At 39.8% G+C, this 14,968-nt stretch carries 11 protein-coding genes and 1 riboswitch; of the genes, 2 read left to right on the top strand and 9 right to left on the bottom strand.

Translation table 11 applies throughout. From position 1 onward, the window contains the following. Window positions 1–3: 3 nt before the first annotated feature. From CH365_RS02345 to CH365_RS02325, 5 genes are all read right to left on the bottom strand, one after another. Window positions 4–378, bottom strand: a complete 375-nt coding sequence (locus CH365_RS02345; protein ID WP_100766980.1) for a DUF3209 family protein — start codon at window positions 376–378, stop codon at window positions 4–6. A gap of 9 nt (window positions 379–387) precedes the next feature. After that, window positions 388–1,578: a CbiX/SirB N-terminal domain-containing protein gene (locus tag CH365_RS02340; protein WP_100766979.1), complete on the bottom strand. Its 1,191-nt coding sequence runs from the start codon at window positions 1,576–1,578 to the stop codon at window positions 388–390. Continuing rightward, window positions 1,575–2,390, bottom strand: a complete 816-nt coding sequence (locus tag CH365_RS02335; protein ID WP_100766978.1) for a CbtA family protein — start codon at window positions 2,388–2,390, stop codon at window positions 1,575–1,577. Before CH365_RS02335 ends, CH365_RS02340 begins: the two co-directional genes overlap by 4 nt. Further along, the gene (locus CH365_RS02330) at window positions 2,381–2,563 is read right to left on the bottom strand and encodes a CbtB domain-containing protein (RefSeq protein ID WP_100766977.1); all 183 of its coding nucleotides are present in this window, start codon (window positions 2,561–2,563) and stop codon (window positions 2,381–2,383) included. The genes CH365_RS02335 and CH365_RS02330 overlap by 10 nt, the downstream gene beginning before the upstream one ends. A 138-nt stretch (window positions 2,564–2,701) precedes the next feature. Then, window positions 2,702–2,885, bottom strand: a riboswitch (cobalamin riboswitch). Window positions 2,886–2,960: 75 nt separating this feature from the next. Next, window positions 2,961–3,815, bottom strand: coding sequence for an SDR family NAD(P)-dependent oxidoreductase (locus CH365_RS02325; protein WP_100766976.1), 855 nt, complete (start codon window positions 3,813–3,815; stop codon window positions 2,961–2,963). A gap of 92 nt (window positions 3,816–3,907) precedes the next feature. Here CH365_RS02325 and CH365_RS02320 point away from each other — a divergent pair, with 92 nt between their 5' ends. Continuing rightward, window positions 3,908–4,591 (top strand): Crp/Fnr family transcriptional regulator, encoded by a 684-nt coding sequence (locus tag CH365_RS02320; protein ID WP_244282950.1) that lies wholly within the window; start codon window positions 3,908–3,910, stop codon window positions 4,589–4,591. 43 nt (window positions 4,592–4,634) lie between these two features. On the opposite strand, the gene CH365_RS02315 is transcribed toward CH365_RS02320, so the two are convergent. The 3 genes from CH365_RS02315 to CH365_RS02305 all read right to left on the bottom strand — a co-directional run bounded on the left by CH365_RS02315 (window position 4,635) and on the right by CH365_RS02305 (window position 8,618). Further along, complete coding sequence (locus CH365_RS02315; RefSeq protein WP_100766975.1) at window positions 4,635–5,828, bottom strand: two-component system sensor histidine kinase NtrB; 1,194 nt, start codon at window positions 5,826–5,828, stop codon at window positions 4,635–4,637. Between the two features lie 189 nt (window positions 5,829–6,017). Further along, window positions 6,018–7,805 carry an alginate export family protein gene (locus tag CH365_RS02310; RefSeq protein ID WP_100766974.1) on the bottom strand — a complete coding sequence of 596 codons (1,788 nt, stop codon included), beginning with the start codon at window positions 7,803–7,805 and terminating at the stop codon, window positions 6,018–6,020. Between the two features lie 291 nt (window positions 7,806–8,096). Next, the gene (locus tag CH365_RS02305; protein WP_100766973.1) at window positions 8,097–8,618 is read right to left on the bottom strand and encodes a hypothetical protein; all 522 of its coding nucleotides are present in this window, start codon (window positions 8,616–8,618) and stop codon (window positions 8,097–8,099) included. A 337-nt stretch (window positions 8,619–8,955) separates the two neighbouring features. Between CH365_RS02305 and CH365_RS02295 the strand changes: the two genes are divergently transcribed. Beyond that, window positions 8,956–12,480: a nitrate reductase gene (locus tag CH365_RS02295; protein ID WP_208861144.1), complete on the top strand. Its 3,525-nt coding sequence runs from the start codon at window positions 8,956–8,958 to the stop codon at window positions 12,478–12,480. On the opposite strand, the gene CH365_RS02290 is transcribed toward CH365_RS02295, so the two are convergent. Continuing rightward, the gene (locus tag CH365_RS02290; protein WP_100766970.1) at window positions 12,467–14,941 is read right to left on the bottom strand and encodes a SpoIIE family protein phosphatase; all 2,475 of its coding nucleotides are present in this window, start codon (window positions 14,939–14,941) and stop codon (window positions 12,467–12,469) included. The genes CH365_RS02295 and CH365_RS02290 overlap by 14 nt on opposite strands. Between the last annotated feature and the right edge of the window lie 27 nt (window positions 14,942–14,968).

Below are 14,968 nucleotides of genomic sequence, written 5' to 3'. Positions count from 1 at the left end.
CTCCTAAGAAGGGTAGATCTCATGTACGAAATCATGCATTTCTTCTAAATCTAAATATAATGTTTGGAATGCTTTAGCGGAATTTTTCAGATCCAATTCCACTTTTTTAGTTAAGATCAAAAGAGAAGTATAATATCCCGATTTAGGATCTGAGGAGGATAGTCCGGAGATTTTTTGCTCCAACTCTACCAGGCTCGCGTCGAAAAATCGGATCAAATCCTCAAAGTTATTCGCATTCGTCAAAGATTGGATTGGTCCAGGAGAGGAGAGTGCTTCGGATCCTATTTCATTTTTTTCGTGTTGGATAACCGACTCGTCTTTGATTCCGAGAACATTCATCATCCCTAATCTTAAAGCTGCAATTTCATGACATGCCATACTATATTCCTATTGCATAATATTATCAACTAAACGAGAAACCAATCTGTCCTGCAAAAGATGCTCGGAAACAAGATCCTCTGCATCTTCTACGCTTACTTTTTGATACCAGACACCGTCCGGGTATACTACTACTACGGGACCTTCTCCGCATCTCCCCATACAAGAAGAGCGCGAAATTTTAAAATCCAAATGTCTTCCCTGTAATTTTAAAATAGATCTCATACGAGCGACTAAGGCTGAACTTCCTTTGCTTGCGCAGTCTATATTCTCGCAAACAAATATATGTTTTTGTAAATTACGATGAGGGAATAGATGCGGAGCGGCTTGGTTATGAGTTTCCAAATGGCGGATACTCCAAAGCAGAGCCTTTAATCCGCCCACTTTTTTAGAAAGACCTGGAAGTTGGGCTCTATATTCGCAAGTGTCACAAGGGAGAGAAAATTTTCCGGTAATACAATCCTGGATTCTTTCATCCATTACTGAGAAAAGTTCAGGATCGGGGCCTAGATAGGAAGATAGTTCCGTTTTTATCCAAGGAAATTTTTCGGAGAAGTTTTGGACTAAGGAGGAAATTTTTTGGATCAATTTACCTCCGAATAAAAAGTAGGGGACCACCAGAAGTTTTTCCGGTCGTAACTTGGAAGCCATCTCCAAGGTATCTGGAAGCAGAGGGCTGGTGATCCCTATGAAGGAAGGAAGAACAAAGGAGAAATGATTTCCTTCTTGGAATAATCGAACCGTTTTATAAAAATCTCCGTTTGCATCCGGATCGGAAGAACCTCTGTTTACGATAATCACTCCGGTTTTAGAGGCCTGTTCTTTATTTAAAGGTATAAATTCTTCTGCACGTTTTCTAAGTAAGGATATCATCTTAGAATGAATGCCTAAACTATTCGCTATTTTGAAAGAATGCCCCGGAAACTCTGCTTTAATTCTATCGAGTATGATCGGAATATCATTTTTGATATGACCGGATGTGTATAAAAATAGGGGAAATATTATAATATTAGAATGTTCTTGGCTAAGTTCTCTTAATGCGGTTTCCAGATCCGGTTTTGCAAGTTCCACATGGGCATAGGCAATTTTTAAATCTGGGCGGGTAAGTGAATACGCCTCCACTAGGGAAACGAATTCCATATTGGAATTTTCTTCCCTGCTTCCATGACCCAGCACCAATACCGCAAATTTAGGTTTCATTCGAATCCCAATACCTGCCGGGGTTTCCAGAGAAGAAAAAATAAGGAAGATAATAAAAACCAGAAAATCAGATTTGTGAGTAAACTTACATATTCGAATTGAATTCTTATCTCTTCTGGAGCGGAAAAATCCTCGGAAATTTTAGGGACTCCGAGATAGAAGGGAAGCCCTATAAAAAATAGAGCCGTCGCCGCCGCCATAGTCCATTTTAATACATTATGAATTCTTAAATAATTTAGAAGGACCCGAGCTACTAAAACACCTGCTAAACTGGAGCCTACACAGAGATACCACCAGGCCTGTCTTTTTGGATAATCGTATGCACCCGAGGCTCTACCTGGCAACTCAGGAGGAAGTCCTAAGAACGGGATCCCGAAGAAGATTAAAAATCCTCCGAACGTAAACAAAATACTTAAGAGGACCGCTTTGGAAAAGTTGGGACTTTCTAAAAATCCGTTAGGAGGGAATAAGATCAGCCAAACCGAGAGCAAGATTCCAAAAGAAATTCCTAATAGAGCAGAGCCGATGATTGTTCCAAGGTTCCTCTTTTGCCATAGTCCATCATTCTCAGTTTTTTCAGACAGGGTGGACTGCATATTTGTATGAGAATGGATTTCTCCATGCCCGTGTGAGTGTACATGCGTTTCGGCTTTATCTGAATTTTCAGATATCGATTTGGATTCAAACTTCTCCGCTTCTAGGATCAGAGGAAGATTCCAAACACAAACTAAAATTCCCAAAACCAGACCAGATACCAGACCGGATAATAACCCGGTCCTTAAAAGATCAGAAAATCCTGATCTTAATGGCATGGAAAACCCGTAGAATGTCTTATATCGTGAAAAGTATCGTGCAAATACACCATAGGTTCAAGACCTACTGCATAGATCGTAGAAAATGCAAGGAACACGGTTAAAGCTAAAACGGAACCTCGAAGCCATACTTTGGCTCCCGAAAAATCCTTCGAAACGGAAATCGAGCGCATAAAAATCCCTCCTAAGAGATCTTCACCTAACAAGATATAAACGATATTCGAACGCAAAAGATCGCGCCGAAGCATCGTATAAGCAAAATTATTGAGTTTAGTTACGTAATCGTCTTACATCCGAGACTGGGTCACGTAGCTTCAGGATTTTTGTAAGGTCGTTTTCTGACTCGAGATCAACCTACTCGGCACGTCTTCCCAGGTTTTACACCCAGTGACATCTTGTGCCTTTCGTCCCTCTTACAGCGGCGGGTACCGTGACGGAATTGCACCGTCTTCCCATAGATGAGACCATCTATGTTCCTACAAAAATAGACTGAGATTTTAGGATCTATTTAGCTGCGCCATTTTGTATAGTATTTTATTTTCGGATCGAATAAAAATATATAGTCGCTGCTTATACTTTTTGTTTTTTCTTATTTAGTCTGGACTGAGCCGCTTTTAATTCGGAATCGGTAAGTTTAATACTGAATTCGGGAAAATGTCTAAATAAAAAATATTGAAGCCATGAATCCCAACCTGTGTATCCGACAAATTTAGTATTCGGGATCCATTTTAAAATTGCCTTCGCTACTGAATCAATCGAATGCACTCTATTTAATGCGGATCCCATTTCTATTTCCTTACTCAATTCAGGTTTATCTGTATTCTCTTTTTCCAAACCGGGAGTGTCTGTAGTAGGAGGAAGAAATAATTTCACCTTCACACCATGAAGCATCATTTCTTGGCGAAAACCTTGTGCAAAACCTACGATAGCAAACTTACTTGCCGAATAAGCCCCATATCCGTAGATCGAAAAGAATGCCAATGTAGAGGCTAAGAATACGATCTCTCCGCTTTTTTGTTTAGCAAAATGATCCCTAAATGCAAGTGCACTATTCACGTGACCAAAGTAGTTCACATCCATTAGATTTCTATAAACTTCGTCGTCCAGATCGGAAGCTTCTCCTGCTTTTGCAAAACCGCTACTACAAATTAGGAGGTCTAGTCCTCCTAAGGTTTGGATTGCCTTTTTGGCTTCTTTTTCAAGGGCCTTTTTATCTGAAACATCCAAAACTGCGAATCCGAAGATAGCCGTTGGAGTTCCTACAGCCTTCAATTCCTGGACTGTTTTTTCTAAGTTAGACTTTCCTCTGGCTGAAACGATTACACTTGCTCCAGCCCTAGCTAATTCCATGGCAATTCCTTTGCCTATGCCTGCGGAGCCGCCTGTTATAAATACTTTTTTACCTTTGTATCTGCTAAATGACATATTTAAAAATTCTCTTCGATGCGGGCAAGGTTTCCCTTTTTAGGAAACTATTCAATCTAATTCGAAACTTTTTAAATAAAGAATTCGAGAACTTGTTCCAAAATCTTAAATTCCCGGTTTGGTCCCAAAACAAATCTTGCCTTTTCATTCCTATGATACTGAATACGGGAGAATCCAAGGCCAAAATAATGCAGGACATACCTTTTCTGGAAAATCTAAAGAAGAAGATCCCAAGTTTGGAAAAAAATTGGGACCGTTATACCTCCATGTTAAAGGAAAAGAAGGTCCCGGCAAAAACCGTGCTCATCAAAAGAGGAGTTTATACTAAAAATATATTCATCGTTAAAAAAGGATGTTTGAGATTAAGATTCGAAGATAAGGGCAGGGATATAACGATCGCATTTTTTCCCGAGAATAGAGCGATCACATCTATTCATAGTTATAGAGGTACTTATAGAGACAGCCACTTGAGTGTGGAAAGTATAGAGCCAACGGAATTATTAATCTTAAGCGGAGAAGATGCTGAAATTATCTATAGAGAAAATGCGGAGGTCCGGGATTTTTTATTGGAATACGTAGCTGAACGGTTTGATACTTATATGAACTTGTTTTTGTCGAGAATCAGGGATAGTCCGGAACAAAGGTATTTAAATTTGATCAAAGAGCAACAGGATATTGCAAATCGTATTCCGCAACATTATATCGCTTCTTTTTTAGGGATTACCCCAGTGTCTTTAAGTAGGATCCGAAATAGGATTTGGAAGGAACAAAAATAAACTTCTTACAAAATTTAGAAACGGAAGAATGTTTGAAATTCTCCTATTCCAATGCAGGGAAATAAAGGGAAAATTTTGTACCTGACCCAAGTTCACTTTCTACTTTGATCTTTCCTTTATGATTTTCTAAAATTCCATATACGATAGAAAGTCCTAAACCTGTTCCTTTTCCCGGCTCTTTTGTTGTGAAAAAAGGATCAAATATTTTACGAATTGTTTTTCGATCTATCCCAGTTCCGCTATCTATAATTTCTATCACCGCAGTCTTTTGAGTTCGTTCGGGGGAAATAAATTCTCCATCTTCCATTCTTAATCTGATAGAAAGTAATCCACCGTTTGGCATTGCGTCCTTTGCATTTAAGAATAAGTTCAGAAAAACCTGATGGATCTGAGTATGATCCGCTTGGACCAGAATCGGATCTTGGGGAAGGTCGGAAATTACCCGGATAGATTTAGGAAAAGTAGAAGCAGCAATGTGGACTGCCTCGGAGAGCAAGTCGTTTACGATAGAAGGTTTTAGATCTGATTCTACCTTTCTCGCTAAGGTCAAAAGTTGTTTGATTAGAGAAGAACCTCTTTCTGCAGTCTTTTTTATAATTTCAGAATATTGTAAAATTTTTTCAGGATACGTTGCGTTTTTTTCCAAGAGAGTAGTGTAACCTAATACCACTGTCAGAATATTATTAAAATCGTGAGCTACACCTCCTGCCAGGGACCCGATCGACTCCATTCTTTGAGAATGGATGAGTTGTTTTTCCAATTCATGGTGTTTGGTAATATCTTGGAATTGGACTGCAAAATAACTTGGGCTACCTTTTTTGTTTCGTATCAGACTTACATCAATTTGTACCCAAAGATGATGTCCATCTTTATGGATGTATCTTTTTTTCCTCTTAAAAGTAGAAGCGGGACTTTTTAGAAATTGGTCTCTGGAGCGGATATCGTCTTCCAGATCGTCCGGGTACGTGATAGAATCGAAACTCATTCCGACCAATTCATTTTCAGAATAGCCTAAAATTTGAGAGAGAGCAGGATTGGAGCTGATAAATTTGCCTTCCAAAGAAACAATCGCAAATCCATTCGGAGAGTGATATAGTATATTCTTAAATTGTGTCGCTTGGCAGAACCATTCGTCCCAACCCATTTCTTTAGGCAAAAAATCCTTTTCTAAAAAACCCGAGGGCTGCTTTATTTTTGGAGGAATTTCATCGCAGTTTTGCATAACCTTCTCTTCCATAATCTTTCTGACAGATAAGGAGAAGGATTTCGTCTTAACTAATGTTAATAAATTATGTATCTATTTTGAAGTCCATAAGAGAGTTGATCATAGTCTAACTTATTCTAGAGAATGGATTAGATATACGCCTATCCAAAAAAAAAAGAAAGGAGAGGCCGAAACTTCGACCCCTCCCAAGGAAGGATTGCCTTATAGGGAGGCGGAGACCATGAGATAAAAGAATTTAGAAGTATCGTCGAATGTGTATCTTTTCTCTGGATCAGAAGCAAACGGATTCGTTCTTTCATTTCCAATTGCCTCTTTAGCTTTCACAAGAGAAAACCCCATCCAGATTGAGACGGATTCAGTGTAATTATAGATCCAAGTGAAATCGTATTGATAGAATAACCTTCTTCCTAATCTGGAATTCTCGTAAGAGAACTTGTCGTTGGAATAATTTTCTGTACTTGCTCCTGTATTCGGAACCCCCGAAACCTTATACCAAGCATCCTGTAGATTTGCCTTTTGGGTATCGTAGATTGCAAATACAAACATCCCGTATTCCGTTTTGAGATTCGCTCTGATCGAATATGACTTTATATTCTCGAATCCAGCCATTAAGGATTGGCCGTTCATAGTATTCCAATTCGGAAATGAACCTGCGATTTGAGGAAATAAACTCTGCCAAGTCCCTACCTTAGAATCGGATCTATTCGGATCTCCGGATGCATACGTATACCCTAAACCTAAGCGGATCCAATCATTAATCTTGATCCCGGTATCCAAAGAGAGAAGTCTTGTATCATACTGCACCTTCTCCGTATAAATATTTTTACCGTTAGCTGCCTTTTGGTCTAAAACATCCCAATCTGCCTTTACTCTGTCTCCAGTCATCCCAGACTGCCAGGCTGATTCGATCGTCCAATCCCAGATTTTTCCGGCAGGTAAAAGGTTATTATTGGTTCTATTGGTAAATCTAATACCTGTGGTTAATAGATCGTCTCTTTGTTTTAAACGATTATCGAAGTCCGTAGGGTTCGGGTTAGGGATCCATTTTTTAGAAACTTCAAACATATATAGATCTAGATGAGCTTCTTCTCCTAACTTGATCGTATTATAAGCGCCGAAAAAGTAAGCTTGATCTATCGAACCCTTGGATCTTCCATTACTCGTAGTTAATCCGTAGGGAGCATCGTATTGATTGGATAAGATTGTTCCAAATACATGTGATCTGAACCACTGAGAATCATGCACGAATCTGACCCCGTCGAATGCAAACCCTGTATTTAGCCAGTTTAATGGGCCTACAATTTTCAGATCTCCAAAGGCGAATACCTGTCTACCTACCAAAACGGAAACGGGAAGTTTATCAGTTTTTTTGAATACTATATAAGCTTCTCTAATATCCGTATTGTTTCTGATATTCGTGTTATTAGAAGTAGTCGGAGTCAAAGTTGTACCGGCGCCGGTGCTGAGTCCATACGTCCAGTTGCCGGCATTCTGAGGAGTCTGGCTTCCTCCCCATAGTCTACTATCTTGCACAGTAACTTTAATAGCGTAATAGGGAGAAGGATCGAATAAGAACCAAAGTTGAGTATTCTGACCTACAAAAGAACTATAATCATCCGTCTTTTTGTTGAAGTCCGGATTCTCTCTAGATTCGAATCTAGGGCGAAGAGAAACTCCCAATTTTAAATTATCCAGCCAAAACAAATCCGACTTCTGAGTGTCCTTCATCTGTTCCGGAGTGACTAAGAGTGTTCTGAGATGATCAACCGGAATATTTCCTTTCCAGGGAGAATTATACTTTGGCTCTTGTTTTTTAGTTTTTGGATCAGGACCTTCCGTCTTGTTCGTATCCGAAGAAGAGGGCGGATTACTTTGATTTGTTTCCTTCGCATTTTTGCTCGGTTCTTCTTCCGAATACATAGGAATACTAATAACGATAGTTATTAAGAGAAATAGAAAATTAAACTTTAGTTTCGGGATAATGTACATTCGGTAGTTGCCCACAGTAAAAGTATCTTTCCAAAACATATAGCAATTACTGTGCCAATAGTTTAAAAATATATCTATGTTGAAGAAATTGGCAAATTAGATCAATCTGCAGTGAGTTAGATCGAGTTTGTTCTTTTATGTTAGCTTAAATAGCGGTCGTACTGTAGAATTTATATGCAATATCTAGGAGGATTACTTTTGTAGTATCTTCGACTTCTTACCGTGGAGCTGAATTTGCATAAAAATTCTCTGTTTCTGAAAATATTTATATTTTGGCATGAATATTGCTGATTATGTAATGATGTCTATATTCAGTTTTTTGCGGAAATTGAATCCGTAATGTTCTATCAATTCCAGTTCCAGTTCGTTATTAAAACGAATAATACTCTTGGCGGTTTCTTCAAGTGAAACGAGTATTGGGCCTTTTCTTCCTTCTTGGATCTCTTTTTGCAGATTCCAGAAGTATTTACTGTTTTGGAGAGACTTCTTCTTATCCGTTTGTTTGCTTTCAAAAACTCTTTTGTAGATCGAAACTAATTCGCTTGGAGTTTTTACGTTTATATCTACCTTTTTTAATTCGTAAGAAAAATCAGGATCGTGGCCATTTTCGGAAATCTGTTTTGTCTTTGAGATCACGGAAGGGAGAAGTTTAGAAATGTCTTCGTAGATTGGAAATGCGGCAAAGATCCAATTCACAAGGTTTAAGCAGGAAAGTTTTGCGGGAGATCTTTTATATTCCGCCCAGACTTCCTCTAAAAAATCCGCTTGGGAATAGAAAAAAAACAAAATTTCATGCTCGTTCTTCTCTTTCATCTTTTGGGTTCGAGCCTGGGGGACCCGTCAGTATCCAAGGGATACCATTTCTTTATATGCAGGATAAATGCCAGATCTAAAAAAGAAAGGCAATTCGTTTCTGATCACTTTGAATCTTGATTCCAGCAGATATTCTTGGCTTTTCTTCCGGTTAGGGCAGTGAATATTGTCAAGGGTCATTTTGTCGAAGCTACTACATTGCAGATATTTTACACAAACTGCCTGGGATCTAAGGGTATAAGAGCCATACCTCTTGGAAAACAGATTCCAAAAGCCCCTATTTGGTCCATTTTCCAAATAATCCAGAATTTGGCGTGATAATTGCATGAATATGAGTATGCAAAACCCTGAAACCTTTCAGACCACCTGTCCGTACTGCGGGGTGGGTTGCGGCCTAAGGGTGGAAAAATCCGGACCATTAGATATTTCCGTAAGTGGGGATCCGGATCATCCTACAAACAGAGGGATACTTTGTTCTAAGGGAATGAATTTGCATTATTCTGTCATGGACAGAACGGATAGGCTTTTATTTCCGATGATGAGGGAGGACCGTTTTGCTCCCTTAAAAAGAACAAGTTGGGACAAGGCACTTGATCTGGCTGCGGAAAAATTTAAAAGTTTTATCCGAGAGTTCGGTCCTGACTCCGTCGGTTTTTATGTTTCCGGACAACTTTTGACGGAAGAATACTATATTATAAATAAGTTAACTAAGGGTTTTTTAGGAACAAATAATATAGATACTAATTCCAGACTTTGTATGAGTTCTGCAGTCACAGGATATAAGATGGCGTTCGGAGAGGATGCCGTCCCCGTTGGTTACGAGGATCTGGATCTCGCGGATTGTTTTTTGGTAGCGGGTGCAAATCCCGCTTGGTGCCATCCGATCGTATTCAGAAGGATTGAGGCTAGAAAAAGAGAAAATCCGAACATTAAATTGATCGTTGTGGATCCTCGTAGGACCGAGTCCTGTGAACATGCAGACATTCATCTGCAAATAGATCCAGGAACTGATATTTATTTATTTCATGCAATTGCAAGAATCCTAATAGAGAAGGATTGGGTAGATCCCAAATTTATCCAGGACCATACGGAAGGTTTTGAAGAATTAAAAACAAAGGTTTTCGAAATTTCAGTTCCGAAGGCAGCAGAAATCTGCGGGATCTCTTCCGATTTAATTTATAAAACTGCGGAGTACATTTCAAAAGCGAAAGGTTTTATCAGCCTATGGGCCATGGGTTTGAATCAAAGTGTAGTAGGAGTAAATAAAAATTTAGCTCTGATCAATCTTTCTCTTCTTACAGGGCAGATTGGAAAACCAGGAGCCGGTCCATTTTCTTTAACCGGGCAATCTAATGCGATGGGAGGAAGAGAAGTTGGCGGACTTTGTAATCTTCTCCCCGCGCATAGAGATTTGGAAAATCCGGAACATAGAAAGGAAGTCGCAAAATTTTGGGGAGTGGATTCTATTTCAGAGATTCCAGGGTATAGTGCGACTGAAATTTTTGAGAAGCTTGCTTCCGGAAGGATGAAAGCTATTTGGATTATCTGCACAAACCCTGCGGTTAGTCTTCCTGATGTGAGGGCTGCCGAGTCTGGTTTACGTTTAGCCGAGTTTGTAGTAGTCCAGGATATTTCTGCGGACTCGAGTGTAATTCCTTTTGCGGATCTTGTTTTGCCTGCGGCAGGTTGGGCGGAGAAGAAGGGTACAATGACAAGCTCCGATCGGAGTATTTCCCTTCTTCCTAAAATTTTAGAGCCTCCGGGAGAAGCGAGAGCGGATTCTTGGATTATACAGGATTTTGCAAAAAGAATGGGATTTGCTCCTTCTTTCCATTATGAAGATGAGGAAGAAATTTTTTTAGAACATTGTAAATTAACAGAAGGGACCAAGATCGATATATTAGGTTTAGATTATGAAGAAATTCGTAAATATAGAGCTGTAAGATGGCCTTATCCTCAAAAGGGACATTCAGATAATATAAGATTATTCGGAGATGGAAAGTTTTATAGAAAAAGTGAGAAGGCGAGGATACACTCGGTAAGATCCGAAGATGATTCCGAAAAACCGGACGAAGATTTTCCATTGGTGCTTACCACAGGTAGAATCAGAGACCAATGGCATACAATGACTAGAACCGGTAAGGTCAAAAAATTAAGAGAACATCGACCTGAACCTTTTTTAGAAATACATCCGGACGACGCTTACAAATACGATATCAAAGACGGGATGGTAGTGACCGTTTCTAGCAAAAGAGGATCTGTTCGTGCTAAAGCTCTTCTGACTGAATCTATTAAACGAGGTGTTGTTTTTTTACCGATGCATTGGGGGAGAAAGAACGGAACAGATATATTCAGATCTAATAATCTTACAAGCTCTGCTTCGGATCCGTTTTCCAAACAACCCGGTTTTAAAATTTCTGCAGTACGTATTATTCCTTATAAAAAATCTAAAGAAAAAATACTAATCGTAGGCGGTGGAACTGCTGCTTATGCATTCTTAAAACAATATCGTCACCTTGCTCCCGGTGACGATATCACGGTAATGTGCAGGGAGGAAGATCCATTTTATAACCGTGTACTTCTTCCCGATTATATTGGAGGGGAGAAGGAATTTGATGATTTAATGCCTCTCGATCCGGAAGAAGTTAAATCTTGGAATTTAGACCTATTTCCGAATAAATCCGTTCAGATGATCTATACCGAAGGGAAGAAGGTCCGTGACACGGAAGGAACATTATATTCTTATAATAAACTTGTGCTTGCTATGGGTAGTTCTCCTGTTTGGCCCACAAAGGTGCCTCCTGAAATGCAGGGAGTATTCAGCCTAAGAAGTAAATCTGATGCGGATCGTATCAAAGGATTTTTTGTTCCTAAATCTCATGCGTTGATCGTAGGGGGAGGGCTTTTAGGATTAGAACTTGCCGCAGCCTTAAAAGGTGTGGGCGTACAAGTAACCGTTCTTGTTCGATCCGATCGTCTGATGTCCCAAAAATTGGACGCTGTTGGAGCAGACATCTTAAAAGAAGAGATTCTCTCCAGAGGAATCGAATTAATATTTGAATGTGAAATTTCTAAAATAGAGGGGACGGAAAGAATTTCCAGAGTCCAGCTTACGAACGGAAATTTTATCGAACCGGATGGGATCATATTTGCGATCGGGACTAAGCCGAATTTTGAGATCGCAGTCAAAGGAGGATTGGATTGTAGTAGTGGGGTCCTTGTGGATTCCTTTCTAAGATCCAGTGATCCTGATGTTTACTGCATCGGAGAAATTGCAGAACATAAAACCGGAACTTATGGCAATATTTCCGCTGTGGATGATCAGGCAAAGATTGCGGCGCAACATCTATTCGGTTACGCGTTTAATGAATATACCGGTTCCTTACATGCTCATATCTTGAAAATTCCCGGATTGGAACTGGCTACTATTCGACTTCCGGATATTCCAATGGAAATTCCTAAAGAGTTAAGGGGAGAATTCGAGGAGATTATATTCTTAGATCGTAAAAAACGTTTTTATAAAAAATGTATTATCAGAAACGACAGATTGGTTGCCGCTATCCTGATCGGAGACAAATCTTCCTTTAGTAGAATGAAAGACTGGGTTTCTTCCGGAATTGAGTTGGGAGATCGCAGAAAACATCTTCTGAACGACGGAGAGATGATGAAACCTCTCCAAGGAAAGGTGGTCTGTTCTTGCAATGGAGTAGGAGAAGGAAATATCAGAGAGGCTATCCAGAATGGGGAAAGAACTCTGGAGGCCATAGGAAGAAGGACAGGTGCCGGTACGGGATGCGGAAGCTGTCGTTTGGAAGTAACGACCATCCTGAAAAGTATGCTAAAAGATCCTAACCCTGTTTAAACTTGGATGCTGCTAATAAAGCCTCTGCTCTTAGTTTATTTCCATTTTTATAATGTAGTTTGCTTAAATGTTCCAGATTTTTGGAATGGGTCGGATCTCTCATGAGAAGAACTTCTCCGAAATCGATCGCCTTATCATAATTTCCAAGTCTTGCAAGCGCATAAGAAACCCAAAGATAGACAGTACTATCATCCGGATATTTTTCCAAATACTTTTGACCTTCCGATCCGACGTAGATATAATCCTTCTCTTCGATTGCGTTTCTGAGCGCTTTCCTGCGATTTGATTTTTCGGAGATTGCATCCGGAGCTTGTTGGTTATGGAAAGGATCGTCCAGAATATCGGCGACTGAGGTCATTTCCTCCTTGTAAGAGATCCTGACAAGACTTAAGTCGTCTATGATATCTCCTCTGGATCGGATTAGAGCTTCTATTTGAAGTAGTTCGGCCTTTGCTTCTTCTACATCTTTTATAAATGCTCTTTCATCTTCGTTGATGATTTGGTTTCCGTCTTCATTGATCCCGAGTTGAACGTCGTCTCTTCCATCAGAGCCGATTAGGATGACATCATTCGGTTTAAGTTGTAGTGTTTGAACCACGAATACTTCATCCGGATCTTCTACTCCTACTTTTCTCAACATTCCGTTTTCGGAAAGAAAGTCCGCTCTTCCGTCCCTATACATCACAACTTGCGGATGTTCTGCATTCACGAAATACATTAGACCTGATTCTTCATCCACGATGCCTACTACCATGGAGATCAACATTCTTCCATCAAAGGAAACGAATACACTCTTCAGTTCATGATAACATCTTTTTAGCCAATGTTCCGGGAAGAGTTCCTGCATTTCTAAAGTGTTTTGGGTCCTCGTAACTATAGTTTTAAAGATGGTTCCCATGATGAGAGCTCCGCCGGCACCTTGCATGGATTTACCCATTGCATCACCATTAAAGAAAACTAATACAGGTCTTCCTTTCAATTTTAAGGAATATACCGCACATAAATCCCCGCCCAATTCTCCTTGCCAATTTCTGAATTGGAATCTTTTCTTTTGGCGACAAAGTATTTCCGCTCTTACTATATCACTATGTCCATAGTTTCCGGCCAATGGTTGCATTAGTTGGGAAGTTAGGAAATAATCCCCGTCTTGTTGGTGTTTGAGTTCCTTTATCTCACTTAGGCTTTTTTGGAGATCATTTGTTCTTTGTCGGACCTTCTCCTCGAGACTCGCATTTAACTCTTCCACCTCATTATGAACTCGGACAAAGCGGTTGGCCAATATGAATGCGATTCCTAAAATGAATGCAAGAAAGGTAAAAGGCATGATCAATGCGGAATTAATGAGTCTATTTGTAACTGCATAGTCGTGCACACCGCCTAGAGCGATTAATGCCACTCCACCTAAAAGTAATCTTGCGTCCGAGTTTCCTTTCCAGGCGGATCTTCCCGTAATAAATGAAATATAAGGAAGAACAAAAACTACTGTCAATCCTGCAATGATTGTAAGTAATAAATCTCGAATATACTGATTTACGAATATATCTAGAAAGCCTACTAATCCGTAGAGAGCGGCGGAATAGATGGCGAATTTTGGATGTTTTCCTTGGAAGAATCTTGCAATGAATAAAAGGAGGCTTCCGATGAACATCATCAAGGAGAATTGATCCACCTTGGACTGCAGCTGCCTATGAGAACCGAAAAGTATCTCCGCAGTGGAATTATTGGTTAGATGGAATATTGAGAAGAAGATTGCGAACAATCCGAAATATAAATTGAATATATCACTCGGCCTTCTGACTGCTAAAAGTAGGTGATAGAGTCCAACACTTATATAAACAGCGGCGAGCAGGAATGCGACACTCAACTCTAACCCGAATTTTTTAAAAATGGATTCTGAAAGTCCTAAAGAAACTTTAGGTCCGCTCCAATGAAAAGGTTTCCCTGGGATCTTACAGATCTTTGCATAGATATAATTTTCTCCGCCTGGACGAAATGCACCTGCGGGAAGTACGGATACAATTCTACCGTCTTGTCCGGAGAGATAAGGATCTCTTCTTCCCGTTTTTCCTATCAGGCCTAATTTAGAAGTTTCGTTTAGATAAAATTCTGCAAAGTCCGAACTATGACCTGAGTCGATTGCGACAGAAGTCTGTTGGTTCATCCATGCGCGGACCTTCTCCGGTAGCGCATGACGTATGGAAATACATCCGTCGAAATTTTGATAAACATCATCCGAACTAAAATCAAATGGAACAGTGATCTTAGTTCCTTTTTTGAAATCAGGATTTGTATTATTGTCGGAGATAAATTCCCATTCTCCATTTAAGGATAAAATGGAATCCTCCGCGATCCAGGAAGCTCTCTCACAATTGCCAAAGGAAAAAACTAGGCAGAATATAAGAAGTTTTTGTGAGACAAATCTGTGTAAATTAGATGGAATGATAAATTTCAGTTCGGTCATTAGGAGTTCTAGCAAAAAGTCTGCTGC

This window comes from Leptospira neocaledonica (genome assembly GCF_002812205.1).
Lineage (GTDB): Bacteria > Spirochaetota > Leptospiria > Leptospirales > Leptospiraceae > Leptospira_B > Leptospira_B neocaledonica.
The sequence above is the reverse complement of the archived record's forward strand: the minus strand, read 5'-3'. Positions and strand labels throughout refer to the sequence as shown.

What these genes read in the sequence shown, in the direction of transcription:
- CH365_RS02335 (WP_100766978.1), bottom strand. Translation starts at nt 2,390, where the DNA reads ATGCCATTAAGATCAGGATTTTCTGATCTTTTAAGGACCGGGTTATTA.
- CH365_RS02330 (WP_100766977.1), bottom strand. Translation starts at nt 2,563, where the DNA reads ATGCGCTCGATTTCCGTTTCGAAGGATTTTTCGGGAGCCAAAGTATGG.
- CH365_RS02340 (WP_100766979.1), bottom strand. Translation starts at nt 1,578, where the DNA reads ATGAAACCTAAATTTGCGGTATTGGTGCTGGGTCATGGAAGCAGGGAA.
- CH365_RS02305 (WP_100766973.1), bottom strand. Translation starts at nt 8,618, where the DNA reads ATGAAAGAGAAGAACGAGCATGAAATTTTGTTTTTTTTCTATTCCCAA.
- CH365_RS02290 (WP_100766970.1), bottom strand. Translation starts at nt 14,941, where the DNA reads ATGACCGAACTGAAATTTATCATTCCATCTAATTTACACAGATTTGTC.
- CH365_RS02325 (WP_100766976.1), bottom strand. Translation starts at nt 3,815, where the DNA reads ATGTCATTTAGCAGATACAAAGGTAAAAAAGTATTTATAACAGGCGGC.
- CH365_RS02315 (WP_100766975.1), bottom strand. Translation starts at nt 5,828, where the DNA reads ATGGAAGAGAAGGTTATGCAAAACTGCGATGAAATTCCTCCAAAAATA.
- CH365_RS02310 (WP_100766974.1), bottom strand. Translation starts at nt 7,805, where the DNA reads ATGTACATTATCCCGAAACTAAAGTTTAATTTTCTATTTCTCTTAATA.
- CH365_RS02295 (WP_208861144.1), top strand. Translation starts at nt 8,956, where the DNA reads ATGCAAAACCCTGAAACCTTTCAGACCACCTGTCCGTACTGCGGGGTG.
- CH365_RS02345 (WP_100766980.1), bottom strand. Translation starts at nt 378, where the DNA reads ATGGCATGTCATGAAATTGCAGCTTTAAGATTAGGGATGATGAATGTT.